The sequence below is a fragment of the Telluribacter sp. genome (genome assembly GCF_035998675.1).
Taxonomy (GTDB): Bacteria; Bacteroidota; Bacteroidia; order Cytophagales; family Spirosomataceae; genus Telluribacter.
This window is the reverse complement of record NZ_DASYHI010000023.1, coordinates 132,328-159,289: the sequence shown is the minus strand read 5'-3', so window position 1 is coordinate 159,289 and position 26,962 is coordinate 132,328. Positions and strand designations below refer to the sequence as shown.

Below are 26,962 nucleotides of genomic sequence, written 5' to 3'. Positions count from 1 at the left end.
AATTTATCTTTGAGAACAAGCCTAGACGATGACAGGTATACGTCTTGTTTCCATCCCCAGGGATTTCTGGATACTAGCAATGCTGGTAAGCGCCGATGGAGCTATATAAGACCTCCCGGCTAACTCAATCTGTACCTGGCCAATTTCTTCGGCTATTTGGCAGGCTTTTTCGCTAAGAGGCGAGTAAAGACTTCCTACCGCAATCAGGAAATTATTCATACTGTACCGAACCCGATTGGCTTCAACCTGAATGGTTATCCGGATCCTTTCCAGTAAGTAGTTGATTTCTTCCTCTTCAAAATAGTCGTTGGAAAGAAAACCAATCATATAAGCCCAGGTTGCCCAGCCGGTATTGGCTATCATTTCTTCCTCCGCATCTATCCATTTTCTAGCCATTTCCAGCCGGTAAGGGCTTTCGGCGGCCACAACTGCAACGGTGTATTCGCTAAGCAGGTACCAGTTGGCTGCCTGTACCCACTCATCCAGCAGCGGCGGTGTCATTAATTCGGAATCAACTAGTAAGCCGGCCAGGTACATAGCATCGGAATTTCCGGTACAATACAAATCCAGCGCCTGTTGGTGGTGGTTTGGGTAGTTGACCTGTAGTTTTTTGAGGTCAGTGGTTCTTACACCAAAGAGGGGTTCCTGGGCACCGTGCTTTAGGTATACCTTTTTGCAGGCATCATTACCCAGCAGGGCTAGTTCTTGCATGAGTTCTTTCATTGATAAAGGGCAACGATACAAGGAGTACCGTTAGTTTAGTGTGCGTATATATACTATATAATTCAGGTAAATATACGTAGTGAAATGCTTGCTGGTACTGTTTTGCTAATAATTATTTTTTATTTCAGTAAAATTTTTTGTTTCTATTTGATTTTCAATATATTATAATGAGTTCTACAGCCCTAATTTTTTGCCCGCGTTGAACTTCCGAATATCATCTGTGCGGGTATAGCGTTGGATCATGGCCGAGGTCCGGTGCTTGGTTTGTTGCATAACTTCCATGTCATCAGCGCCGTTGAGCTTGGCGGCAGTCACGAAGGAGGCCCGCAACGAGTGCGCCGAGTATTCTGTTCCCAGGTAGTGTTTAACCAGGTTATCCACACTTTTATCCGATAACCGTTCTTCGGTGAGCCGTACTTCTCCGTGGGTTTTCCCCTTCCGAAACCTCACCAGCAGCGGCCCCTGAGCCGGGCGCAGGGCCAGCCATTCTTCCAGGGTCCTGATTGGGCACAGCAGCGGGTCCGGATGGTAGAAAAAAGCTTTCTGTTCAATTTCTCCGTACTGATTGGTCTTGCTCTGGGTCAGCGTAATGATGAGCCCCTGTCGTGAAAAACTTAAATCTTCAATGTTCAGCGCCACGAGTTCAGACCGGCGAAAGGCACCGGTAAAGCCCAACAGCAGCACAACCTTATCGCGTAGTTCAATCACATTTTCCGGGTCGAACGACTGGATCAAAGGGCGGAATTCGTCCAGCGAAAAGGCCGGAGCCTGTTTTTGTCGAATACCCTTGACCCGTCTGATACCCTCCAGCACCGCCTGTACTTGCCGGCTCCTGGCGGGAAATTCTTCGTTTTTCAACTCGTGCCATTTGCGGAGAGCCGCCATCCGCCGCTGTATGGTAGCCCATTTGCATTCGTCTGCCAGGTGGGTCACGTAAACCGCAAGTACCTCCGCATCCACCGGAAAGGCAGTCAGCCCCTGTAGCTGGCACCATTCGTAGTAGTGCCGGATGTCTGCCTGATAAGCCCTTTGGGTATTGCGGGCTCCCTCCAATCCGGCCTGGGCATAATGGGCAACTTTATCCGAATAGCGAACCAAAGCCCGGGCTTTGTCCTCCTGAAAATCTTCCTGCATGAAACGAATATTTATTATGAAGGCTTTGACTTAGCGACAAAAATTATCGGAACTAATATTAAAAAAAGATTTTTCTTTTACCAGAGTCTGGCCGAAATAATTTTTATTTTAAATAAAATAAACCTTTGCTCTTTTCCATAAAAAACCTGAGTCGGTGTCTACCTAGTAAATTTGTAGTACGAGTTTACTGGTGCCTTATTTTCGGCTCCGCACGGACGAACCTCTTACTACCAATTCGGCCTCAAGTACCTTCGTTTCGGGCTTCCATTGTTCTTCTTCTTCGTTAATCAATCTCAGAATCATTTCGGCGGTCATGGTACCCATCAGGTGGGTAGGTTGCTTAACGGTAGTGAGGCCGTTGCCGATGTGGGCGGCGATGGGGTCGTCGCTAAATCCTACCACCCCCAGATCTTCCGGGACAAGCAGTCCTTTGGCCTTTGCCAGCAGCAGAATTTCAATGGCCGTCGGATCATTCACCGCGAATATAGCATCGGGAGGATTGTCCATGTCCAGCAGGTACTGTCCATAGATCCGGGCTTTGTGTTGGGTGAGATCACCGTGGATAATCAGTTCGGGTCGAACGTCAAAGCCGTATTTCTGGAGGGCAGCTTTATAACCCCGAAGGCGCTCCTGACTTATTACAAGGTTGGGCGGACCGCCCAGGTGAGCTATGCGTTGGTATCCATTTTGGATAAGGTGTTCCACCGCCTTATAGGCACCGATATAATCATTTACTACTACCTTGGGGCCCGCCAGTTCGTGACAAACCCGATTGAAATAAACGACGGGTATTCCCCTTTTTTCGTAGACTTCAAAATGGTCATAATTGTTAGTTTCCAGGCTGAGGGAGGCAATGATGCCGTCGACCCGGTTGGCTAGCATCGCTTTGGTATTACCTACCTCGGTTTCGTACGACTCACTTGACTGCATAATGATAAGGTGATACCCTGCCCGGGAAAGTACCTCCTGTACCCCCACAATAACATTGGGAAAAAATGGCGTAAAAAACTCCGGTACTATGATCCCGATGGTATTGGTGAGGCTTTTGACCAGACTATAAGCAAGCTGGTTGGGCTGGTAGTCGAGCTGGGTGGCCATATCAAGTACCTGCTGTCGTGTTTCCGGACTAATATCGGGATGACCGTGCAAAGCCCTTGACACCGTCGAGTTCGAAACGCCCAGGGTTCGGGCTATGTCAATAATGGTAGTCTGGTGCCGCCGCCGCCGGGGCTGGCTGGCGGTTGGCGTACCCGTAGGCAAAGTAAAAAAGTAGTTGCAGTCTTTGCAGAGGTACCGTTGCTTTCCCCTCACAAAGCCCGCTTTCATGATGGTTTCTACTTGTTGACACTTAACGCAAGGGATCATAAAAATTGTAATATATTTATATAAGAACTAGGTATATCCTGACTTGCAACCAAATATACGTAAAAAGAGCTGATTTGATATTTTTATATAATTAGTGTGTAAAGTTTTATATCGGTAACGTTTGCGCAAACGTTACCGATATTTTTTGTTTAATTTTAAGATATTTTAGCCCTATTTATTCCTTGTATACTATTCCCCTACCTTATATTTAACTACAAAATCGCTGCTCAGTACCAAAAGGCTAATTCTTCTTATACCCTTATATGACGCAACCAAAATGTAAAACCCTACTAAAAATTGCATTATTCTAATATGATTATTCTTAAACCCAAATCATTACCAGCATGTTAAAAACTTTAACAAAAACCTGCTTCCTACTGCTGCTGTGCATCGCAGCCTGGGGAGAACTTCGGGCACAGGACCTGACCGTAACCGGAAAAGTAACGGACGAAAACGGCGAAACGATTCCGGGCGTTAGTGTAACGGTAAAAAGAACCCAACGTGGTACCATTACCAATGTTGACGGAAGCTATTCTCTGAGTGCGGCCCCGGGCGCTACCTTTGTATTTTCTTTCCTGGGCTATGTGAGCCAGGAAATACCCGTCAACAACCGCTCTACCATTAATGTATCACTCAGGACTGATACCCGGGCGCTGGATGAATTGGTGGTAGTTGGGTACGGTACGCAGCGTAGAATAGAAACTACCGGTTCCATCGCTTCCGTTAAGGCGGATGAGCTTACTCAGCTTCCGGTTACCAACGTAGCCCAGGGCCTACAGGCGCGGGTATCGGGCGTTCAGATCAACCAAAACACCGGGGCGCCCGGCGGGAACATCAGTGTTCGCATCCGGGGAACCAACTCTATTAACGGAAATTCGGAGCCGTTGTACGTAGTGGACGGTATTCAGATTTCAAATGGCGGTGGGATTAACGACGTGAGTCCACTTTCGACCATTAACCCCAACGACATCGAGTCGGTTGAGGTACTGAAAGATGCTTCGGCTTCGGCCATTTACGGTGCACGCGCCGCCAACGGGGTAGTACTTATTACCACCAAGCGCGGACGGGCCGGTGCCACCCGGGTGTCAATTGATAGCTACTACGGCGTACAGCAGGCTACCAAAACCCTGGATGTACTGAACGCAGCCGAATTTGCCCAACTCGACAATGAGATTTATAAAAATAATGACTATCCTGATCCTTCTTCACTAGGCGAGGGTGTCAACTGGCAGAACATTATTTTTCAGAAGGCCCCCATTCAAAGTCACCAACTTTCCATAAACGGTGGTAACGAAAAGACCCAGTTAGCGCTATCGGCCAACTACTTTAACCAGGATGGTATCATTATAAATTCAAACTTTAAGCGGTATTCTTACCGACTCAACCTTGATCATAAAATAACGGACAGATTCAAGATTGGGACAAGTATCTTGGGAAGTTACAATATAAGTAATGGGGTGGATGCCGGAAGTACTACCATTGGTGACGCCGCGGTGGTAACTACCAGCGTACTGGGTGCTGCCATTGGAGCGCCTCCAACTCTACAGCCTTACCGGGCCGACGGCTCCATCTTTCCATTTGGCGAACAAGGCAAAGGTCAGTACCGCGAGGTGGTGAACCCACTGAACTTCACTGAGGTACTGCGTCAGCGGGATATCAAGCGTACCCTGGTCAATCTCTTTGGCGAGTATGAGATTCTCCCCGGTCTATCGTACCGGGCATCCTTTAACGCGGACCTTCAAAACCGACTGGATGATTACTACTCACCGATTTCAATCATTAACAGGGCGGATATTAACGACAATTCAGGCTCAGCTTCTAAATCCAACTCCAACTTCATCGGGCTGCTGCACGAAAGTATTGTTTCTTACAACCGCAAATTTAATGAAGTACACAGCCTGCGTTTTACGGGTGTATTTGCTTCCCAAATTGAAAACTCTAACAATAACTCTATTTCCGCAACGGGCTTTCCGAATGACGCTACCCGTAACGAGGCTCTTCAGCTAGCCCTCAACCGCAATGTAAGCAGCAGTCGTTCGCAGCAGCGGCTGGATTCCTACATGGGTCGGGTTAACTACGGTTTCCGGGACAAATACTTCCTGGACCTGACAGCTCGGATCGATGGTTCCAGTAAGTTCGGAACTAACCACAAATACGGTTTCTTTCCGGCTATTTCGGCCGCCTGGCGGTTGATTGAAGAACCATTCCTGCAGGACGTTAACTGGCTTTCGGATCTTAAACTTCGGGCCAGCTATGGAATAACGGGAAATGCCGGTGGTATTTCGCCTTACCAGTCCCTGGCTACGGTGGGCTCGGGTGGTGGCTATAACCTGAATAATGCCTACCTGACCGCTATCAGTCCCTCGGGTATTGCCAACCCGGACCTGCGCTGGGAGAAATCGGCTCAGGCTAACTTTGGGGTGGATATAAGCATGCTTAATAACCGTATTTCGGTCATTATGGATTACTACCACAAGCAAACCAATGACCTGCTTTACGTGAAGACGCTGCCGCTGTCGTCGGGTTACTCAAGCATTACCGGTAACTATGCTTCGCTGGAAAATAAGGGATTTGAGTTTGCTACCAATGCTATAATCCTGAATGGTCCCGTAACCTGGTCGGTATCTGGTAACCTTACTGCCAACCGAAACAAATTGCTGGACCTGGACGGTGGTACTACTCAGGAACGATTCGTAACCAACTTCTCCATCCTGAGTGTCGGACAGCCCCTAGGTGTTTTCAAGACCTACGTGTTTGATGGTATCAATCAGACTGGCGACGCTATCATTCCGGGCTATGACGGACGTATAGGGGGCCACAAGGTGAAAGATCTGAACAACGACGGTGCCATCAACGCCCAAGATCAGACTATAACGGGTAATCCTAACCCTAACTTTATCTTCGGAGCTTCAACTAACCTGGGTTACAAGAACTTCGATTTCAGTGCTTTCCTGTCGGGCTCACAAGGGAATGATATCTACAATGCGAGTCATCTATCTTTTGAAACCCCCCTTGGCCACCGTAATCAGTTTAAAGGCTTGGTCAATCGCTGGACACCTACTAATCCTAATAACCAGTATGTTAGCGCCTTTCAAGGTGGACGGTTGCCTATTACTGACTATCCGGTTGAGGATGGCTCCTATGTACGCCTCAAGAACATCACCCTGGGCTATACCCTGCCAGCTATTAAGGGCATCAGTCGGGCGCGCATCTACGTTAGTGGCAATAACCTGCTGACGCTGACCAAGTACTCGGGCTACGACCCCGAGGTGAACACCTACGCGGGTTCTAACACCGCCATCGGAATCGACAATCTGGTATACCCACAGGCAAAGTCATTCCTGGGCGGTATTCAGGTTACGTTTTAATTTGACCTCATAAAAATTCTATCGACATGAAAATCAGATATAAATCCATTTATAAGATTCTACCGATGCTCCTGCTGGGCGTGGGTATGACATCCTGTGAGCTGGAAGAGCAGGTGTACTCTTCTATCTTCACCGAAAACTTCTACAAAACAGGTACCGACGCGGAAAAAGGACTCATTGCCGTTTATAATGCATTGGGTGGCTTGTACGGTGGCCCGGCTGCCATTATGGTACCTGCTTATAGCGCCGACCAGGTGTATCCCCGGGCGGTGGTAGGGCGTAATACCCTTACGCTATTTACCGTAGAGCCTACCTACACCACCCAGCGTAGCGCCGGCCGCATCTTCGAGTCACCTCAGCAAATCTGGTCTGCTGCCTACAGCGGCATCGAAAAAGCCAACTGGATTATTGCCAAGGTACCTGATGCCACCATGGACGAAACCCGTAAGAAGCAAATCATTGGTGAATCGTATTTCCTGCGGGCTTTTTACCACTGGATGCTGACCAAAAACTTCGGGGAAGTGCCCGTAAAGACCGAACCCAGTACTTCCGAAGCTAAAGCCTACGTAGGGAAAAGTCCCATCAAGGAAGTGTATCAACAAATTTACAGCGACCTTGATATGGCCCTGGCGGCTGGTTTAGCTTCGTTTCCGGCGGTAGAAAAAGGTCGTCCTTCGCGCGAAGCGGTTAATGCCCTGTACGCCAAAGCGGCGCTTTATAACGAAGACTGGGCCAAAGCCCTGGAAAAGGCGGAGTCGGTGATTAACTCTGGTAAGTATAGGTTACTACCTAACGTGCTGGATGTATATGACTACCGGACAGAAGATGCCGCCCGCATAGAGAATATCTGGGCCTACGAAGCCGATCCCATTTCGCCGGGTAACTCCCACCAGCTGGTAGGACTGGCCGGACCATCGGGTAGTGCTGGTGTTGAGTACGCCCGTACCTCGTTTGGTTCTATGTTTGCCTATATGTCCTTCTATAATTCCTTTAACCCGGCCGATAAGCGCCGTCAACTGATGGAGACTTCTTATATCAACCGGGCGGGCAACGTTGTACCTCAGCAAAACATCACACCTATAACCACTGAGGGTGTACTCATCCGTAAGTACCGCGATCCGGTTTCCACAACGGGTACCATTGTTAATATCCCTATTTTACGGCTTCCGGACATGTACCTGATTGCCGCCGAAGCGGAAGCGCGCCTCAACGGGGCTACTCCCAAAGCATATGGCTTTATTAATGCGGTACGTACCCGGGCGGGTTTACCTAATTTGGGCACCGGACTGAGCAAGGATGCATTTATTGACGCGGTACTTCAGGAGCGTTCGTGGGAGTTTTTTGCCGAAGGCGACCGCTGGTATGACCTGACTCGTACCGGTAAGTTCCTGGAAGTAGTACCCAAAGCCACGAACTCGGTGTACCCTAACCGCCCGGTGCAGGCCAAGAACAAGTACTTCCCCATCCCACAGGATGAGGTAAATGCCAACCCTGAGCTCACCCAGAACCAAGCGTGGCAATAGAAGATTCGAACAGCTCCTGCTAGTCAGGAGCTGTCCTTCTTTCTTGCATAACAGGTTGTTTTGGTACTAAGGTAAATTTCCAAGGTACCTGTATTACTTTATCCACGGCATGACATGATACTGTTTCACATTCTACTGTTTTTTATTAGATTTCACTATCTGGATAAAGTGCCTGATCCTCATACTCGGCGGCCTAATATTATACTGATTATGGCAGATGATATGGGCTACTCAGATTTGGGCTGTATGGGTTCTGAGATACCTACCCCAAACCTGGACCGGTTGGCAAGTAAAGGGTTGCTCATGAGTCAGTTTTATAATGCCGGACGTTGCTGTCCTAGCCGGGCTAGCCTGCTTACAGGGCTTTATCCGCATCAGGCAGGCCTTGGTGATATGGATAGTGATAAGGGTTTTCCCTCCTATCAGGGACAGCTAAAAAGTAATACAGTTACTTTGGCAGAAATGTTGAAAAAGGCAGGATATGATACGGGTATCTCCGGTAAATGGCATGTTGGAAATGCTCCCGAAGTACAGCCTTTACGTCGTGGCTTTGACGAGCAGTTTTTAATAAAGGGAGGTGGCGGCCTCTACTTTTATCCTCCTCGGATCAACCGTTCACTCCTACTCAATGAAGAAGTATTTGTGCCTGATTCCACTACCTTTTACTCAACAGATGCTATCAATGATTATGCAGTTCGCTTTGTGGAAAGACATCAGCAGAGGCCCTACTTCTTGTACGTTGCGCACGTCGCTCCTCACTTTCCACTTCAGGCAAAAGCAGCCGATATTGAAAAGTTTAGGGGGAAATATCTATCAGGATATGAGGTGTTGCAGCGGGAGCGCTTCAACAAAATGAAACAAAAGGGGCTAGTCCACCAGAATGCCCAGTTACCGCAGAATAGTCTAAAGATGCGTTGGGAAGAGCTCTCTACCGCCGAAAAGGATTCCTTCGACCTGGCCATGGCTACCTATGCCGCCCAAATCACGTGCATGGATGAAGGTATTGGACGAATTATTAAAAAATTAGAGGAAACGGGGCAGCTGGAGAATACCCTTGTCCTTTTCTTATCGGACAACGGAGGGGAAGCTACTCATGTTAAACCGGTCAAAGGAGCTTCTGCCAGGCCGGGTGATAGGTATAACTGGACCTCCTACGGTCAGGAATGGGCCACGGTTAGTAATACCCCCTATCGGAAGTATAAAATGTATGTTCACGAAGGAGGAATACGAACTCCATTAATTGTACATTACCCTATGTTGCTGCCAAAAGGAAGGGTTGAAGAGCAGCCCGCCCATATCATGGATATTTTTCCAACCCTGATGCAATTGGCTAATTCTACTTATCCCGCTACGGCGGCCACGGGTGAACCCACTTTACCCCTGGAAGGTAAAACACTAGTTCCAACCTGGATAGGAAAACCCCAAGTTCATACAGTCGAATTGGGCTGGGAACACGAAGGAAACCGCGCCTATCGAATCGGTCACTGGAAGCTGGTAGCCACTAGTAAGGTTAAACAATGGGAGTTGTACAACTTAAAAAACGACCCTTTTGAAAGCCAGGACCTTAGCTCAAAGTATAGTAAAAAGACCCAGCAGCTAATCAGGAAGTACAATCAATGGGCAAACAGAGTAGGGGTAGTTGAGTTGAATCAGTTTTCAAAAAATAAGTAATTCCTTTTTTCTGAATGAAAGTTATCCTTCTTTTCATACCGCTATTCCTTTGGCTAATAGGTTGGTCTTATTTTCCTGTGGAGTTTATCCGGAAGGAGAGAGCCTTTGAAACCTATTTCGGAGATTCGGTACTGATTGAGGTTGACCTGGCCTATACTCAGGCTGGTAAGCCTGAGTACTATACCAGCCACGTCAGAACGCCCGTCTGCAAAGACAGCCTTTGTTACCTGGTAGTGATTGATTTATCCTGGGATCTGCTGGGGAATTTTAAGGAGTATAAACTACCTCCTAAAGCGCCCCTGACGAAGTTTGACCACGATCCATTTACGGAAGAAGACCATAAGAAATTAAAGACCATTTTGTCCAATAAGACTTCCCTGCTGCGTGATTACGACATGAAAGCCCTGGTAGATGAAAAGGAAAAGCGAACTTCCAGCGTGGTGGATGCCACCTCCGGAGCTACCAGCGCCACTATCAGGGATGAGGTAGTAGGCGGAGCCCTTTACACGACCCATACCCTTTGGCATATTGTCAACGGGGAAGTAGCGGAGAAAATACTCAAGCATACCGAAGCGCGGTTCACGAATTCAATGCTCCTGGACATGCTACAGGCGGATAACTTTCAGTACCAATTTTATGCTCTGAAAAAAATACCATCGGAAAGTACCCCTAAGTACCTTCCCCACCTGATTCGACTCATGGCTAGCGGAGATTCCTACGTACCTTTTTTTGCCATTGAGAAACTACCCGATGTAGTCTGGACCACGCCAACCTATCAGAAGGAGCTGGCCGGCATGGTGGGTCGGGTGAAGTTTGAAATGCAGAATGAGCTCCTTAATAAGCTGAAAGGATACCCACTCCACAGTGGTACGCTCGATGAATTAACAAGAAACCTGAAATCAATGACCGAACAGCAAACTACCAAGGTACTTGGGTTGCTGAAGACCAACCAGGCCGCTCTGAACCAGGAGTCGCTGGTACGGCTGGAACCCTTCCTGGAAAGTCCGGTGAAGGAAATAGCTTCGCTGACGTACCAGCTTTTTCAGAGTCAGGCGGAAAAGCACAAGGAGGTAAAAAAGATACTTAGTAAGCGTGAAAAGTTGTAGATGGTGCCCTTGAAGGTATCTTTTATCCCAATATTTATATCTGTCAAAAGTCTAAACTTACCCGGAATGGAAACCAAAAGAAGAGGATTTTTAAAAGCGGTCGGACTTGGTTCCGGAGCCTTTTTAGCCAGCCCGATTACCCTGTTTGGCAAAACACCCGAAGAACTGGCGAAGCAAGCCAAAGAAGAAGTATACCAAAAGAAACAGTACACAACCGATGTCCTGATCGCCGGTGGCGGGATGGCCGGTGTGTGTGCCGCATTGGCGGCCGCTCGCAACGGCGCCAAAGTCATCCTGATTCAGGACCGTTCCCGCCTGGGTGGAAACGCCAGCAGCGAAATCCGGATGCACGTACTGGGGGCTACGGCCCTGCGGCAGGTATGGCGCGAAACGGGTATTCTGGAAGAGCTTTTCCTGACCGAAGCCGTGACCAACCAGCAGCGTTCCTACGAAATGTGGGACTTTGTGATGTATGACAAAGTTATTTCCGAAAAGAACATCACACTTCTGCTCGACTCGGTCCTGTACGATGCCGAGGTAGCCAACGGCGAAATTCAGATGATCCGGGCCATCTGCTCGCAGACCGAAGAAATCTACGAAATAAAAGCCAAGTACTTCGCCGACTGTACCGGCGACGCCACGCTGGGCGCTATAGCCGGTGCCGAGTACATGCGGGGCCGCGAAGCCAAGTCACAATGGGGTGAATCACTGGCCATTGATAAAGCCGATAACAAATCGATGGGCAACAGCCTGCTTTTCATGTCCAGCCAGCACGACCGTCCCATGCCTTACACGCCTCCCGTCTGGGCCAAGAAATTTACCAAAAAGGATTTCGTGCACCGCAAGATCAATACCTTTGAATTCGGTTACTGGTGGCTGGAACTGGGCGGTATGGTGGATATTATCCAGGACGGACAAAAGCTCCGCCATGACCTGCTGACGATCCTCTTCGGTGTGTGGGACTACATCAAAAACTCCGGCAACCATCCTGAATCCGAAAACTGGGCCCTGTCGTGGGTAGGTATGATTCCCGGGAAGCGCGAGAGCCGCCGCCTGATCGGTGACTATATCATGAAGCAGGAGGATGTGCAGTCGGCCAAGCTGTTTCCCGACCGGGTTGCTTACGGCGGCTGGCCCCTCGACGACCACCCACCCGAGGGCATGAGCAGCACCGACATGGTACCTTATATTTCCATTCCGCTCAAAGCGCCTTACTCAATTCCTTTTAAATCATTATACAGTAAAAATATCAAGAATCTGCTGATGGCGGGCCGTAACGTGAGTGTATCGCACGTGGCGTTGTCGTCGACCCGGGTTATGGCTACCTGCGCTACCATGGGGCAGGCTATTGGTACAGCCATGGCATACTGCACAAAGAATAACATTAAACCGGCTACTTTGGCCAATCAGGAGGCGCACCTGGCCAGCTATCAGCAGTTGCTGCTACGGCAGGACCAGCCTATATTGGGCGTGAAAAACCAGGACATGAAAGACCTGGCCCGTCTGGCAAAAGTAAAGGCTTCGTCCGAAACCAAGGAAGGAGCGGCGGCCCAGGTACTCGACGGCTACAACCGCGATGTCATGGATGGCACAACCCACCAGTGGCGGGCCGATATGAAGGCGGGCGAACCCTGGCTGGAACTATCGTGGAACAAACCGGTAAAAATCAACAACATCCAGCTCATGTTCGATACGGGGCTACACCGCCGATTGCTGATTTCCTCCGATAATGGTGTGTATAACAGTCAAGAGCGGCATGCTCAGCCCGAAACCATTTCTGATTATACCATTGAGGTTAAAACCAAAAAGGGTACCCAGGAAGTGGCACGGGTAGAGAACAACTATCTTAGACGGGTAGAGCACATTTTTGCACCAGTTGAAGTAGAATCCATCCGCATCAAGGTACTTAAAACAAACGGCGACCCACTCGCCAAAATCTTTGAAGTACGCTGCTACCTGGATGAGGTGCAGGTGTCGTGAAACGAATGCTGAATAGGAACGGTCGGCCGTTCCTATTCTGAAATGGATTAGAACTACCTACGAGTCGTGGCTTTGGCCGTCTGACTCTCCGGGGCAGTTGATAGCTTTACATAGTGCTGGCAAGCCTTCGGGAATAAAGTGGTACTGCTGCTGCCTGGGTCATGAATAAAAGCCCCAGCGGGGCGACACTTTAGTAGCAGCCATAATTGGAAAAGTGAGAAAGCCCCGTAGGGGCTACACTACAATGAAAAAAACAATGCACAAACTACGAACGGTATTTCTGATGGCCCTGCTGGGGGTTGTAAGCCTGGCAACCCAGGCGCAGACAACCTTAAGACTAAACAACAGCCACCTTCAGGTAGAGTGGAAGGCAAGCCCGCAGGGGTGGCAGATACAAAGGGTAGCCGTACTCAAAGGGGAAAAATGGAACAATGATTTCACACCTTCGGGGGAGTATACGCTGATTTATTCGGAGGAAAAACCATCCGGTGAGGCGGCCCGGGGATTTGAAAAAAGTACCGGAGGTAAGTTCCCCGAGGATAACTACCACTTACAGCAGGAGCAGTGGAAGGAAAGTACCACGGCGGTAGCCCTCAATACTGCCGGAAAAGCGTATCATTTCTTTCCTTCGTCAGGTAAACAGCTGGGTAAGAATCACATCCGGTTTGTTTCTGAAACCGATGTCGCAACCCTGACGACAGATTGGAAACTGGATGAAAAGTACCCAACGGATGTGCTGGTGACCCAGACCCTCACCCCCAAAAAGAAGGGGTACTTCTCGGCCGCCAGCCCGTCGGTAGCTACTCTGCCCGACCAAAAAATGGGCTGGGCTTCGGTACCTGGCTATTTTCAGGGCAACTACCTGCAGGACAATTTTGCCAAGGCTTACGCCTACGGTTTTGGTGTACCCAAGCTGCCCGTTATCTACCGCGAACGTACCGCCAGTACCCTGGCACCGCTACTGAGTACTCAGAGTGAGGTAACGATGACCGTCATTCCCGAGCCTGGCCTGGCCCGTGATCCGTGGGAAAAGAACAAGATTACCCAAACCAAATGGCAAGTGGGCCTGTCGCACCGCAACCGCAAGGGACAGCTTTCGCCCACCCTCTACTACCCGGTACTGGGTGAGTACGAGTCGGGCCGGGAAGCCGGACAGGAGCTGAGCTACAACTACCGGTACAGCCTGGTGGACGGTGACTGGTTTAAGACTCTCAAGCATGCGATTTATGACATTTATAAGTTTAAGGAAGGGCTGGAACTGCGGCAAAGCAAGCAGTCACTAACGAGTCGGATCGAGCAGATGCACCACTACCTCACCGACCCGCAAACGTCCTTGTGGAATATTGAGGAGTTTGAGGGGCTTAAAATTGGGGCGCAGTCGTACCTGGGTGCCGTGGTCGGCTCGCAGAAGGACGCCATGAAAAACTCCGACTACGGCGCCATGTGGATGCTAGCCCACACTACGCAAGACCCGGACCTGACCCAAAACGTAATACCCTACGCTCTGAACTTCAAACTCACCCAGCAGCAAACCGAGCCCGGCTTTTTTCAGGGAGCAGCCATCGGGCAGTACTACCTGGCGAAGCGGAAGAAGTTTGTGGAAGAGTGGGGTGAAATAGTAGAACCTATGGCTGTGACCTACTACATCATGCTGGACGTGGGCAACATGCTGCTGTTCGAGCCGGAAAACAAAGAGTTGAAAGAGCGCCTCCGGCTGGGGGCTGAGAACCTGCTCAGATGGCAAAAACCCGACGGGAGCTGGGCCGTAGCCTACGATCATAAAAGCCTGAACGAACTTTTTCAGGATGTGGCCGATTACCGTCCTACCTTTTACGGTTTGCTGGTTGCCTACCGAATGCTTAAAGATCCGAAGTACCTCGAAGCCGCTAAAAAAGGCGCGGATTGGTTTGTGAAAAATGGGGTGAACCGGGGAAGCTTTCTGGGCGTCTGTGGTGATGCCCGCTACGCACCCGACTTCGCTACCGGTCAGTCGGCCCAGGCCCTGCTGGACCTGTACGACATAACAAAGAATGAAACTTATAAAGATGCGGCCATCAAAGCGGCCAAAATCTACACCAGCTCTGTTTATACCCATCCTATTCCGGACCGGGAAATCAAAAATGTAAATGGTATCCAGCGCGAAGACTGGGAGATTGCTCAGGCCGGACTTAGCTTTGAGCACGGTGGAATTTTTGGATCTGCCAACCGCACAGGTCCCATCCAGCTGGCCAGCCACGCGGGACTATTTATCCGGATGTATGAGCTGACCGGCGAAACCTTGTTTGCCGACATGGCCCGGGCCGCCGCTATCGGCCGTGATGCCTTTGTGGACCACAAAACCAGCGTGGCCTCCTACTACTGGAACGCCATGAACCGGGGCGCTGGCCCCTTCCCGCACCATGCGTGGTGGCAGATCGGCTGGATTACCGATTACCTGCTCTCCGAAGCTGAACTTCGCTCAAAAGGAAAGGTATCCTTCCCCCGTGGATTCATCACACCGAAGGTAGGACCACACCAGACCTACGGCTTCGCGCCCGGTACCGTCAACGGCGAGAAGGCCCGACTGGTCATCAGCGAAGACTGGGTAAAAATCAATAATCCCTCCGTGGATTATATTCTGGCCGAAGCAGTTGATAGCAACAAAAGGTTTGTCATCCTGCTGAACAACCGCGCGCAACCGACCGAGTTTAATATCACTATGGCGCAGCGTAGCCCGGTAAAAAAACAGCTCCCTGCCTGGGGAATGGAAGTAGTCAATTTTGAATGATAGCAGAAGTGAATGAGAGATTAATTTGCGAGTATCAATTGCTGAATGTCGAAGGAAAAATATTCCCTCTGCGAAACTCTGCGCTTACCTCTTTTTTCTCTGCATTTAAACACATAAAATCAACAATACCATAGTGCATGCAACAACTTGATTTTATAGTAATGGCCGTATTTGCGGTATTCCAGATGCTGGTGGGGCTGGCCTTTTCCCGTACGGGTACCGACGCCAAATCATTCTTTGCCGCCGGAGAAGCTGCTCCTTGGTGGGTAAGCGGGTTGTCGCTGTTCATGAGTTTTTTGTCGGCAGGTACCTTTGTAGTATGGGGCTCCATCGCCTACGACCTGGGGTTTGTGGCTATTACCATACAGCTATCCATGTGTATTGGTGGACTGGTAACGGCGTATTTTATCGCCGCCCGCTGGAAGCGGACCAACGCCATGACCGCTGCTGAGTACATTGGCCGGAGGCTTGGTACCCGGGTGCAGCAGCTGTTTACGTACCTGCTAACGCTGTTCACGCTGTTCACCATCGGTGGGGTACTGTATCCGGTGGGGAAGCTGGTGTACGTGGCTACTCCCTTCTCGCTCGAAACCTGCATCATCGTACTGGGTCTGATGGTCATCCTGTACACGGCCATGGGGGGACTGTGGGCGGTACTGGTTACCGACGTACTGCAATTTGTAATTCTGCTGGCCGCCGTCCTGATTGTAGTACCCCTGGCGCTGGAACGTACCGATGGCTTCGGGGCATTTGTTCAAAAGGTACCTGACGATTTCTTCAAGGTATTTAATGGTGAATATACCCTCGGCTTTACACTGGCCTTCGTCATGTATCATATTATTTATATCGGCGGCAGCTGGGCTTTTGTGCAGCGCTACACCAGCGTAAGTACCCCCCGCGAATCTAAAAAGGTAGCCTACCTTTTTGCTGGCTTATACTCGGTCAGTCCGTTCCTCTGGATGCTGCCGCCCATGATCTACCGCTCCCTGAACCCTGGCCTTAGCGGTCTGGAAACCGAAGGAGCCTACATGCTCATGGCCCAGCTGGTACTGCCGGCCGGACTCATAGGCTTGATGCTGGCGGCCATGGTGTCGGCTACGGCCAGTACCGCCAATACCCTGCTGAACATGCTGGCGGCGGTATTTACCAATGATGTTTACAAGAAACTGATCAATCCGGAAGCTTCCGAAACCGTACAGGTGCAGGTAGGCAGGTTGATGACCGTTGTTTTTGGCTTTATCACCATTGGCATTGCCTTGGCGGTACCCCATATCGGCGGCCTGGTTAATCTGGTACTCAGCGTAGGCGCTATCTCGGGTGGTTCGCTGCTGCTGCCGGTCGTATGGACCCTTTTTTCCAAACGACAAGACGCCCGTTCCATCCTGTTCGTATCGCTGGTGAGCCTGGGTACGGGGCTATTTTTTAAATTCGTTACCCCCGCCTTCTTTGCGTTCAAGCTGAGCCGCGCGCTCGAAATGTCGGTGGGGGTAGGGCTTCCGTTTCTTTTACTGGCTCTTTTTGAGTGGGTACTTTATAGAAATAAAGAACAGGACCGACAGTACATTCAGTACCAGGAGTGGCTGGACGGACGTACTCTCGCCAGAGCCAAAGTACCTAATGAAGCAGCCACGGCGGAAGCAGCTTCTGCCACACAAAACACCTTTGCCCTGCGAGCCATCGCCATCAGCCTGGCTATTACCGGGCTGGGCATTGCCGGTTTGGGTATTAACGCAGGCGAAGACGTAGGCCTGATCGCGGGCATTGGTATGGCTATTGTAGCGATAGGGGCCTGGGTGGGGTGGACAAGTACAAATAAGCCTACTGCCCCGGAAGAATCCGCAGTCGATCAGAACAGGAAGGATAAAGAAACCCTTACCAGAAATTAAACCAACAACTAATGAAACAGTACGCTTACCTTTTTTTATTTTCTTTTCTTTTTTCCGCACCCTCCTTCGGACAATATTCGATTCGGGAAACCAACGCTATTCCCCTGCAGGGTGAATGGTACTTTGCCCTTGATCCCGCTAAAATGGGCCTGAAGGGTGAGTGGTACAGCGACAAAGTACCTACCAGTCGCCTGGATAAAGTTACCGTTCCGCATAACTTTTCGGTGGACCCGCGCTATGGTTTTTATACAGGTACCGTCTGGTACCGCAAGCAGTTCCCCTGGCAGCCTACGCCGGGTAAGCGCGTGATCCTGCACTTTGCCGCCGCCTATTACATGACTGACGTGTGGCTGAATAATCAAAAGGTTGGGAAACACGAGGGAGGTTATACACCTTTCCATTTTGACATAACTGAGTTTTTGAAAGCAGGAGAAAATGGGCTGGCTGTTTCGGTCAACAACGATACCTGGCAGCCCGGCACCATCCCCGGCGGCAAAGACAACAACCAGCCAAACGATCCTTTTATGGGCTGGATGAACTACGGCGGCCTCAGCCGTCCGGTATACCTGACGGTGGAGCCGGAGGTTTACGCGGAAAACATCAAGGTGGAAGCTACCCCCGATTTAGCGGCTGGTACCGCCGCAATCCGGGTGAAGCTACGGGTTCGAAATACCACCGGGCAAGCCGTTACTCCCAAAGCCAGCTACCAGGTTTTCTACAACGATAAGTCGCTGACGCTAAACTGGAAAGGTGGCAACGGGCGGATTGCTGCCGGGCAAACCGGTATACTCGAAGCCGAAGCGACCATCCCGAGGGCGCAGGTACAGCTGTGGAGCCTGGACTCTCCCAACCTGTATCGTTTTCAGGCAACTATTCCGGGCGATACGTTGACTACGAATATTGGAATAAGAAAAGTAGAGGTACGCAACGCGCAGCTCCTGCTCAACGGCAAGCCCATTAAAGTAGGAGGGGGTAATCGGGTAGTAGACTACCCGGGCCTGGGCTCGATGGAGCCCGACTGGCTGGTTGAAAAGGATTTTAAACTGATGAAGGAAGCAGGCATGGAGCTGCAGCGTCTGACGCACTATACACCCAGCGAATACTTTTACAACCTGGCCGACCGTTACGGCATGCTCATCATAACCGAAGCCGGTAACTGGCAGCTGACCCCCACGCAAATGGACACGGATTCCATCCGGAAAAATTTCAAAAACCAGTTTCGGGAAATGGCCGAGCGCGATTGGAACCACCCCAGTGTCATTGCCTACAGTGTCGGGAACGAGTACCTGTCGGAGCAGCCCGCCGGGCAGCGCTGGACCAAAGATATGATCGCCTACGCCCGCGAACTGGACCCCACCCGGCTCTATACTTTCGCCTCCATGCGGCTAAATATACTTCCTAAAAAGCCCGAAGACGAGGCTAGTCAGTACGTGGATTTTGTCTCGACCAATACCTACGGCAACCACGCCAAAGTACTGGACCACATCCACCAGCTCTACCCCGACAAGCCTATCTTCATCAGCGAGTGGGGCCGCCGGGCCGACACCGAGACCGGGGAGCCAGGGCAGGTAGCGCATCTGCTTGATATCATGAAGGAAATCCGGAGCCGTCCTTACGTGGTGGGTGCTTCCTGGTGGACCTACAACGATTACCAGAGCCGCTTCCACGGTACCAATGCCAACGGCTACCGCCCGTGGGGAATAGTAGGACCAGACCGAACACCCCGACCTGTATATCAGGTTTATCAGGAAGAAATGTCGCCCGTAACAGTGGAGAAGGTCCGTTTTACACCCGGTGCGCAGGGGGTACATCAGCTGGTACTTCGGGTAAAAGCCCGGGCCGATTTTCCGGCCTATCCGGTTATTAATTACACCCTGATTGCGGGTGACAAAACCTTGCCTATTCCGGATCTGCAACCCGGGGGTAGTACGGAAATAGCAGTACCGGTACGGGGATTTGAAAAGGAAGTACAAGTCAGGGTGATGAAGCCAACGGGCTTTGTAGCGGTTGAGGAAAAAATTGATTTAAAATATTACCAGGAATGAGTGGATAAAGCCACCGTGGATTATCCACACTATATAAATAAAAGAGTATGATGCATTTGGATGCTACTGATAAAAGAACCGCCAAAACGCTTGCCTTTACAGCCGATTTGGTGATTGTGGGGGGAGGACTGGCCGGGACCTGCGGCGCTATTACGGCGGCCCGGGCGGGTACGAAAGTAATCCTGGTACAGGACCGCCCGGTACTGGGTGGAAACTCTTCTTCGGAGGTACGGCTATGGGTACTGGGGGCTACCTCGCACATGGGCAACAACAATCGCTGGGCGCGCGAAGGTGGCGTTATTGATGAAATCCTGGTTGAGAACCTCTACCGAAATCCCGACAGCAACCCCCTGATTTTTGATACCATTCTGCTGGAAAAGGTCGTGGAGGAGCCCAACATTACCCTGCTGTTGAATACGGCCGTATTTGAAGTGGAGAAGGAAGGATTCGACACTATTTCCAAGGTAATTGGCTTCTGCAGCCAGAACTCCACCCGCTATGAGCTTTCGGCGCCGCTGTTTTGTGATGCCTCCGGTGACGGTATTGTGGGCTTTCTGTCGGGAGCGGCTTTTCGGATGGGAGCCGAGTCGGCCGAGGAGTTCGGAGAAAAATTCGCCCCTACCAAAGAGTACGGTGAGCTGCTGGGGCATTCCCTGTACTTTTATACCAAAGATGTGGGTCGTCCCATTCGGTTTGTGCCACCCAGCTTTGCGCTGGATGATATTACCAAAATACCTCGCTTCCGGAGCTTCAACGCGCAGGACTTTGGCTGCAAGCTGTGGTGGGTAGAGTACGGGGGACGACTGGATACCGTTCACGATACCGAAACCATCAAGTGGGAGTTGTGGAAAGTGGTGTACGGGGTATGGAACTACATTAAGAACTCGGGTAATTTTCCCGAAGCTGCAAATCTGACGCTCGAATGGGTGGGTACTATACCCGGCAAGCGCGAAAGCCGCCGGTTTGAAGGAGACTATATGCTGATTCAGCAGGATATAGTGGAGCAGCGCGCCCACGACGACGATGTGGCCTTTGGTGGCTGGAGCATTGATCTGCACCCGGCCGACGGCGTATTCAGCGAAAAGCCCGGCTGTAATCAGTGGCACAGCAAGGGAATATTTGGGATACCCTACCGCTGTTACTACTCGCGCAATATCAGTAACTTATTTCTTGCCGGTCGTATCATTTCTGCTTCGCACGTCGCCTTTGGCTCGACGCGAGTTATGGCTACGGCGGCCCACGGCGGTCAGGCGGTAGGAATGGCGGCCGCGCTTTGTTCAAAAAAGAGAATTCAGCCGCGCCAGCTGCTTGAACAAAACGGCCTGGCAGAATTGCAAACCGAGCTACTGAAAAGTGGTCAGCACATTCCAAATCTCCGTTTGAAAGACGAAAAGGATCTGGTACAAAAAGCTCGCATAAAGGCTTCAAGTGAAATGGTACTTACCGAGCTACCGGAAGAGGCCAAGCCACAACCGATGGAATTTGCTACCGCCCAGATGCTGCCCCTGCAAGCTGGTATAGTACCAAAGGTTACGATTCATCCTTACGCCGACGGACCTACCGAACTGGAAGTGGAACTCCGCATTTGCAGCCGTAAGGACAGCCATTCTCCCGATATTATCCTGGAAAAAAAGGTGGTACCCTTACAAAAAGGCCGTAATTGTGTCAAGCTTGCTTTTGATTCCGTCCTGACTGAACCTGCCTACGCGTACCTGATGGTAGGGAACAATCCGAAAGTGTCACTAAAAATGTCCAGCCAGCGGGTGACGGGGCTGTTGTCGGTGTTTAATTCCATCAATCCGGCCGTGTCGAATTACGGTAAACAGGAGCCCACGGAAGATATCGGCGTGGATGCCTTTGAATTCTGGTGTCCGCAGCGCCGCCCCAAAGGAAAAAACCTGGCTTTAAAAATTGAGGAAGGTCTCCGTTGTTTTGGACCAGAGAACATCCGCAACGGCGTTCAGCGCCCTACCAGCCAGCCCAACGCCTGGGTCGCCGATTTTGCTGACTTAAACCCTATGCTGACCCTGACCTGGCCCGAAAAGCAAAATATTGGGAGGGTTGAGCTGTTTTTTGATACCGACCACGACCACCCCTCCGAAAACGTACTGATGGTGCATCCGGAATTTATTGCTCCTTTTTGTATCCGCAAGTACCAGCTCCTGGACGACCAGGGACGGATAGTTTATGAGGAGAGAGACAACCACCAGACCCGGAATACTATCTCATTTGCCGAACCCCTAAGTACTTCAAAGCTACAGCTACGGGTCGAACACCCTTCGGAAAATTCTCCCGCGGCGGTATTTGAGGTACGTTGCTACCCGGAATAACATTGATTGATTGGATAATAAAGCAAACAGAGCGGTAATTTCTTTTACCGCTCTGTTTTTTACTTCCTGCGGTTATTTATTAGCCGGGGCTGGCAACAGGATTCAAACAACTACTGCTGCATTCGTTCCGAAATTTTATCGGCCGCTTCTTTCAGAGATAGCATCAGGAGCTTTTTTCGAGCACCGGAGTACCGGGATTCGGGAAGAAAAATACTCAAGGCGGCTATTACCTTACTTTCTTTCCGTATGGGCGCAGCCAGTCCAACTATGTGTTTTACCGAATCAAGGGTAAAGGCAAACCCTTCCGCTTTAATTTTATCCAGCGCTTCCTCCAGTTCAGGTAGAGTCGCCGCATCCTTCCAGGTACTTACCGGTGGCAAGCCATTGGCCTGAATAAAGTTTTCCCGCTCTTTGGGTGCCAGGTGGGCCAGGAGTAATCTGCCGGTCGCCGTTTCGTACACATTGCGTTCGGTACGGCTCCTTACCTGCAAATCCTGGTCACTATGTACTATATGGAGGATGTACCTTTTCTGATTTCGCAGAATGCCCAACAATGAAGTTTCGTTCAGTTCCAGGGTAAGCGCTTCCATCACATCCCGGGCCGAAACTATAAGATTTTGATTATAAGAAAGATTATTAGTCAGATTAAAAGCCATGGGGCCCAGCTTATATCCCTTCTTTCTGCCCAGGTGTTCAATGTAATTCTTACTGACCAGCGTTTTAAGGATATTGGCGCAGGTTGCCTGATTCAGATCCAGTCTTTCCGAGATCTCGGTGAGGGTATAGGCCCGTTCCTGATCCTGCGCGACCAATTCCATAATATCAAGCGCTTTGATAATAACTAATACCATATATGGGTGGAAGTAGTGAGGTTATAGCGGCACAAATATAAAGGAGTTCAGGAATTAGCTACTATATACTCTCATAATATTAAATTAGCGCCCCATCCATCCACCATCCACCAGCACCAGGCTTCCGTGTACATAGTCGGAGGCTTGTGAAGCCAGAAACACCGTAATGCCTTTAAAATCGTCGGGGGTACCCCAGCGTCCAGCCGGAATACGCGCCAGAATGGAAGTGCTTCGCTCCGGATCATTGCGTAAGGCTTCCGTATTATCCGTACTGATGTAGCCCGGAGCTATCCCGTTTACGTTGACGCCTTTACCGGCCCATTCATTGGCCAGGGCTTTTACCAGACTCCCAATGGCCCCCTTGCTTGCCGCGTAGCCCGGTACCGTTACCCCGCCCTGAAAGGTAAGCAGGGAAGCGGTAAAGATAATCTTGCCCTCCCCACGCTGAACCATCTCTTTACCAAGCTCCCGGCTCAGAATAAATTGAGCATTCAGGTTGGTTTCTATTACTTGGTCCCAGTACTCGTCCGGGTGTTCATGGGCTGGTTTGCGCAGAATAGTACCCGCGTTATTGACCAGAATGTCAATAATAGGGTAGTCTTTTTTGACGATTTCAATAAACTGATAAAGGGCTTGGCGGTCACTGAGGTCACACTGGTACCCTTTGAAGGCGCGCCCCGTTTGGACTACGGCCCGCTCTACTTCACTGTCGTTGGTTTCAAGCGAAGCAGAAACGCCAATAATGTCCGCACCGGCTTCGGCTAAGGCTATTGCCATAGCTTTTCCGATGCCTCTTTTACAACCCGTTACCAGAGCTGTTTTACCAGTTAATGAAAATAATCCAGGGATATTCATTATTTATCTATGTTAAAGTAAGTATTGTTTAAACATTGCAATAGTAAATAAAAATTCAGAATGTTGAAAATTATTTTTCAGATACACATTTAGTAATAAAACAAGTAAACAATGGTATGCTGGTTAATAATTATTGGAGAATACCAAGATCTATACCTTTCACGCAACTCCTTTTACAAGGCAAAAATCCTATTTTATTTTGATTAATTGAAATTGTACTATATTATTGCATTGTGAAACTATAATTCAGTATTATAAAATAAACCTCTAACTATGAACAAACATTACACCCTTAAACCACAACTCTTAGCCTTCGTCGTTCTGATGATGGCGGGGGTTTTGGTTTCCGGAATGTCGTGGGCCCAGGCTACCGTCACCGGCAAAGTACTGGATGAGGCCGGGCAACCGTTGCCCGGCGTAAACGTCGTAGAGAAAGGTACCTCTTCGGGTACCACTACCACTGCTTCCGGAGAGTACAGCCTCCGGGTAACCACTCCCCAACCCGTGCTGGTTTTTTCTTTTGTAGGTTACCAACCTCAGGAAATTGCGGTTAACAACCGAGGTGTGATAAGTCCTACCCTGGCCTTAGACAACCGGATGCTCAATGAGGTAGTTGTGGTAGGATACGGTACCCAACAGAAAAAAGACCTGACGGGCTCCATTGCTTCGGCTGACCTGGTTGCTTTCAAAGAATCTCCGAATGTAAGTATTTTGCAATCACTGAAAGGCTCATTGCCCGGTCTCACCATTGGCCAGACTAACCGGGCGGGCGAAGAAGCCTCCATTAGCATACGCGGTACCTCGACGCTCAACGGCAACACCTCGCCCCTAATTATTGTGGACGGGATTATTTTCAACGGGCGGCTTTCGGATATTAACCCCGCCGACGTGGCCAGCGTTGATGTGCTGAAAGATCCCAGCAGTAAGGCTGTATACGGTTCGCAGGCGGCAAACGGGGTTGTGCTGATAACGACCAAAACGGGCCGGGCCTCGATCAAACCAACCATCACCTATTCTGGTAATTTCGCGGTTTCGTCGCCAACCATCAATGCAAAACTGCTGCGTCGGGATGCGTTCTTAGAAAAAATCAGAGACATCAACTACCTCACGGCCTTTACCAAAGAGTCGGGCTATACAGAACTGAATCCGGCCTGGACGTTTGCCAACTCGGAGCTGTTCCCCATCTCGGTGGCGGGCGTAGCTGCCGGTAATGACTACGACTGGTACGGCGACCTGACGCAGGATGCATCCATCCAGAACCATAACGTCAGCATTTCGGGCGGGTCCGACAAGACCAACTACTTCGTTTCGGGCGGGTACACGAACGAAAAGGGGTTCATCAGAAACGACGATTATGCCCGCTATACCATTCGAACCAACATTGACACCGAGGTGACGAAGTGGCTAACAGTGGGAGCCAATACGTCGGGTTCGTTTACCAATTTCTATAAAGATTCGCCCGACATGAATTCTATCGTGGGTACTAATCCGCTCGTGCTGCCCCGCGATGCTAGCGGCAACTACATCGTTAACCCGATTGGTGATTTCAACGTCAACCCGTTCCTGGCAGCCGAAAACGACCGGTACGAAGTACAGAGCCGTCTGGTGGGCAATTTCTACGGCATCGTGCGGATTCCGTCTCTTCCGGGTTTCAGCTACCGGCTCAATTTTGGCAACAACCTGAAGTTCTTCAAGAACTACACATCAAGTATCTACGGAGCGGGTCAAACGGGGTCGGCGGCCAAAAACGATGCCACCCAGTATGACCAAACCTTAGATAACATCCTTAACTACACCCGCAGCTTTGGCAAGCATAATATTAATGTAACGGCGGTATATGGTTACAACACCTCTCAGTTTAACCGTACGGTAGCGTCGGGAACAGGTTTTTCGGATCTGAACCTGTCGTATAACAGTCTGCAGCAAGCTGAGGTGCAGAAAATTTCGTCCGAAGCCTGGGAAGAAGCCCTTTTGTACCAACTCGGTAGTGTATCGTATAACTACGGCAGCAAGTACCTTGTCAAAGCTACCGTTCGACGGGATGGGTTTAGTGGATTCTCAAAAAATAATAAGACGGGTATTTTTCCCTCAATTGGGTTGGGCTGGGTAATTTCGGAAGAGAATTTCTTTGAAGTACCCAACATCGACTTCCTGAAAATCCGGGGCAGCTACGGCGAAAACGGCAACAAGGTAGGTCGGTACAGTTCGCTGGCGCGGGTGTCGGCTACCGACGCATCGAAGTACGTATTTGGTGATGGCGGACTGACGGCCATCGGGCGTTCGGTGTCGTCCCTGGCTAACAGCGACCTGAAATGGGAACGGACGCGGGGTATCAACATCGGGCTTGACTTCGCCATCCTGAACAACCGTATCGACGGCAACGTGGAGTACTACAACTCAAATACCAAAGACCTCTTGTGGGAGCAAACCCTGCCGCAAACGTCAGGATTCTCCAAGGTGTTTACCAATCTGGGGCAGATTAACAACACCGGCTTTGAGTTTATGCTGCATGGTCAGCCCGTGCGAACCAACAAGTTATCGTGGGACGTGACGGTCAACTTCGCCCGAAACCGCAACAAAGTGGTCTCAATTCTGGGCGAAGACCTTAACAATGATGGCGTAGAAGACGACCTGATTGCCAGTGGTTTGTTTATTGGCAAACCCATTGGAACCATTTACAACTACAAGGTGCAGGGAATCTACCAGCTAACCGACGAAAAACTGGAGGGTTTTCTGCCGGGTACTTACCGCATAGAGGACGTAAACCAGGATGGAAAAATTACGGCTGCCGATGACCGGCAGTTTCTTGGAAATACCGAACCGGCTTATTCGTTCGGAATTCAAAATACCGTTTCTTACGGACAGTTTACGCTACGGGCGTTCATCAATTCCATTCAGGGCGGCAAAAACAGTTACCTGAGCGCCAACGTTCCCTACGGGTACAACGGTACGCCCGGTCAGGCCACTAACTCAAACTGGTTCGATTTTACCGATTTCTGGTCGCCCCGTAATCCGGGTGGCATCCATCCCAATCCGTGGCTTTCCACCCCCGCCGGGGGACGCGAATTCTTTCAGCGCAATTTCGTGCGGTTGCAGGATGTATCCCTGTCGTATAGCCTGACCGACAAAGTCGCTAAGACAATCGGAGCCGCTAACTGCAAAGTATTTGTGAGCGGCAAAAACCTGCTCACTTTTACAAAATGGAAAGGCTGGGACCCTGAAACTAACACCACGCTCTATCCGGTGGGTGGTCCGGCCAATGGCATCAACACCGCCCTCGGCGTTACTTCGATCAATGCATTCCCGGTCATGAGATCCTACTCCCTCGGCCTCGACATCACCTTTTAATTCTTGATAA

At 50.2% G+C, this 26,962-nt stretch carries 15 protein-coding genes; 10 read left to right on the top strand and 5 right to left on the bottom strand.

From position 1 onward, the window contains the following. Positions 1-21 precede the first annotated feature (21 nt). The 3 genes from VGN67_RS21500 to VGN67_RS21490 all read right to left on the bottom strand — a co-directional run bounded on the left by VGN67_RS21500 (position 22) and on the right by VGN67_RS21490 (position 3,222). Complete coding sequence (locus VGN67_RS21500; RefSeq protein ID WP_327489005.1) at positions 22-711, bottom strand: DNA alkylation repair protein; 690 nt, start codon at positions 709-711, stop codon at positions 22-24. 186 nt (positions 712-897) lie between these two features. After that, positions 898-1,857 (bottom strand): tyrosine-type recombinase/integrase, encoded by a 960-nt coding sequence (locus VGN67_RS21495; RefSeq protein ID WP_327489003.1) that lies wholly within the window; start codon positions 1,855-1,857, stop codon positions 898-900. Between the two features lie 195 nt (positions 1,858-2,052). Further along, positions 2,053-3,222, bottom strand: a complete 1,170-nt coding sequence (locus VGN67_RS21490) for a LacI family DNA-binding transcriptional regulator (RefSeq protein WP_327489001.1) — start codon at positions 3,220-3,222, stop codon at positions 2,053-2,055. A 344-nt stretch (positions 3,223-3,566) separates the two neighbouring features. Between VGN67_RS21490 and VGN67_RS21485 the strand changes: the two genes are divergently transcribed. From VGN67_RS21485 to VGN67_RS21445, 9 genes are all read left to right on the top strand, one after another. Continuing rightward, positions 3,567-6,590, top strand: coding sequence for a TonB-dependent receptor (locus tag VGN67_RS21485; protein ID WP_327488997.1), 3,024 nt, complete (start codon positions 3,567-3,569; stop codon positions 6,588-6,590). Positions 6,591-6,616: 26 nt separating this feature from the next. Then, on the top strand, positions 6,617-8,113 hold the full coding sequence (locus VGN67_RS21480) for a RagB/SusD family nutrient uptake outer membrane protein (protein ID WP_327488995.1): 1,497 nt from the start codon (positions 6,617-6,619) through the stop codon (positions 8,111-8,113). Between the two features lie 114 nt (positions 8,114-8,227). Continuing rightward, positions 8,228-9,784 (top strand): arylsulfatase, encoded by a 1,557-nt coding sequence (locus VGN67_RS21475; protein WP_327488993.1) that lies wholly within the window; start codon positions 8,228-8,230, stop codon positions 9,782-9,784. Between the two features lie 14 nt (positions 9,785-9,798). Beyond that, complete coding sequence (locus tag VGN67_RS21470) at positions 9,799-10,890, top strand: hypothetical protein (RefSeq protein ID WP_327488991.1); 1,092 nt, start codon at positions 9,799-9,801, stop codon at positions 10,888-10,890. Positions 10,891-10,956: 66 nt separating this feature from the next. Beyond that, positions 10,957-12,870, top strand: a complete 1,914-nt coding sequence (locus tag VGN67_RS21465; protein ID WP_327488989.1) for an FAD-dependent oxidoreductase — start codon at positions 10,957-10,959, stop codon at positions 12,868-12,870. A gap of 256 nt (positions 12,871-13,126) precedes the next feature. Further along, positions 13,127-15,637, top strand: coding sequence for a glycerophosphoryl diester phosphodiesterase (locus VGN67_RS21460; protein WP_327488987.1), 2,511 nt, complete (start codon positions 13,127-13,129; stop codon positions 15,635-15,637). Positions 15,638-15,774: 137 nt separating this feature from the next. Continuing rightward, positions 15,775-17,523, top strand: a complete 1,749-nt coding sequence (locus VGN67_RS21455; protein WP_327488985.1) for a sodium:solute symporter family protein — start codon at positions 15,775-15,777, stop codon at positions 17,521-17,523. 11 nt (positions 17,524-17,534) lie between these two features. Beyond that, positions 17,535-19,568 (top strand): glycoside hydrolase family 2 protein, encoded by a 2,034-nt coding sequence (locus VGN67_RS21450; protein WP_327488983.1) that lies wholly within the window; start codon positions 17,535-17,537, stop codon positions 19,566-19,568. 47 nt (positions 19,569-19,615) lie between these two features. Beyond that, entirely contained in the window at positions 19,616-21,898 is a 2,283-nt protein-coding gene (locus VGN67_RS21445) for an FAD-dependent oxidoreductase (RefSeq protein ID WP_327488981.1), read from the top strand. Positions 21,899-22,008: 110 nt separating this feature from the next. On the opposite strand, the gene VGN67_RS21440 is transcribed toward VGN67_RS21445, so the two are convergent. Together VGN67_RS21440 and VGN67_RS21435 are read right to left on the bottom strand one after the other, a co-directional pair. Continuing rightward, positions 22,009-22,749, bottom strand: a complete 741-nt coding sequence (locus VGN67_RS21440) for an IclR family transcriptional regulator (protein WP_327488979.1) — start codon at positions 22,747-22,749, stop codon at positions 22,009-22,011. Positions 22,750-22,833: 84 nt separating this feature from the next. Next, positions 22,834-23,604, bottom strand: a complete 771-nt coding sequence (locus VGN67_RS21435) for an SDR family oxidoreductase (protein ID WP_414717355.1) — start codon at positions 23,602-23,604, stop codon at positions 22,834-22,836. Positions 23,605-23,877: 273 nt separating this feature from the next. Between VGN67_RS21435 and VGN67_RS21430 the strand changes: the two genes are divergently transcribed. Next, positions 23,878-26,952, top strand: a complete 3,075-nt coding sequence (locus VGN67_RS21430; RefSeq protein ID WP_327488977.1) for a TonB-dependent receptor — start codon at positions 23,878-23,880, stop codon at positions 26,950-26,952. Positions 26,953-26,962: the final 10 nt, after the last annotated feature.

Bases quoted from the DNA above. Each gene is read 5' to 3' on its own strand.
- VGN67_RS21500 (WP_327489005.1), bottom strand. From the start codon at position 711: ATGCAAGAACTAGCCCTGCTGGGTAATGATGCCTGCAAAAAGGTATAC.
- VGN67_RS21495 (WP_327489003.1), bottom strand. From the start codon at position 1,857: ATGCAGGAAGATTTTCAGGAGGACAAAGCCCGGGCTTTGGTTCGCTAT.
- VGN67_RS21490 (WP_327489001.1), bottom strand. From the start codon at position 3,222: ATGATCCCTTGCGTTAAGTGTCAACAAGTAGAAACCATCATGAAAGCG.
- VGN67_RS21485 (WP_327488997.1), top strand. From the start codon at position 3,567: ATGTTAAAAACTTTAACAAAAACCTGCTTCCTACTGCTGCTGTGCATC.
- VGN67_RS21480 (WP_327488995.1), top strand. From the start codon at position 6,617: ATGAAAATCAGATATAAATCCATTTATAAGATTCTACCGATGCTCCTG.
- VGN67_RS21475 (WP_327488993.1), top strand. From the start codon at position 8,228: ATGATACTGTTTCACATTCTACTGTTTTTTATTAGATTTCACTATCTG.
- VGN67_RS21470 (WP_327488991.1), top strand. From the start codon at position 9,799: ATGAAAGTTATCCTTCTTTTCATACCGCTATTCCTTTGGCTAATAGGT.
- VGN67_RS21465 (WP_327488989.1), top strand. From the start codon at position 10,957: ATGGAAACCAAAAGAAGAGGATTTTTAAAAGCGGTCGGACTTGGTTCC.
- VGN67_RS21460 (WP_327488987.1), top strand. From the start codon at position 13,127: ATGCACAAACTACGAACGGTATTTCTGATGGCCCTGCTGGGGGTTGTA.
- VGN67_RS21455 (WP_327488985.1), top strand. From the start codon at position 15,775: ATGCAACAACTTGATTTTATAGTAATGGCCGTATTTGCGGTATTCCAG.
- VGN67_RS21450 (WP_327488983.1), top strand. From the start codon at position 17,535: ATGAAACAGTACGCTTACCTTTTTTTATTTTCTTTTCTTTTTTCCGCA.
- VGN67_RS21445 (WP_327488981.1), top strand. From the start codon at position 19,616: ATGATGCATTTGGATGCTACTGATAAAAGAACCGCCAAAACGCTTGCC.
- VGN67_RS21440 (WP_327488979.1), bottom strand. From the start codon at position 22,749: ATGGTATTAGTTATTATCAAAGCGCTTGATATTATGGAATTGGTCGCG.
- VGN67_RS21435 (WP_414717355.1), bottom strand. From the start codon at position 23,604: ATGAATATCCCTGGATTATTTTCATTAACTGGTAAAACAGCTCTGGTA.
- VGN67_RS21430 (WP_327488977.1), top strand. From the start codon at position 23,878: ATGAACAAACATTACACCCTTAAACCACAACTCTTAGCCTTCGTCGTT.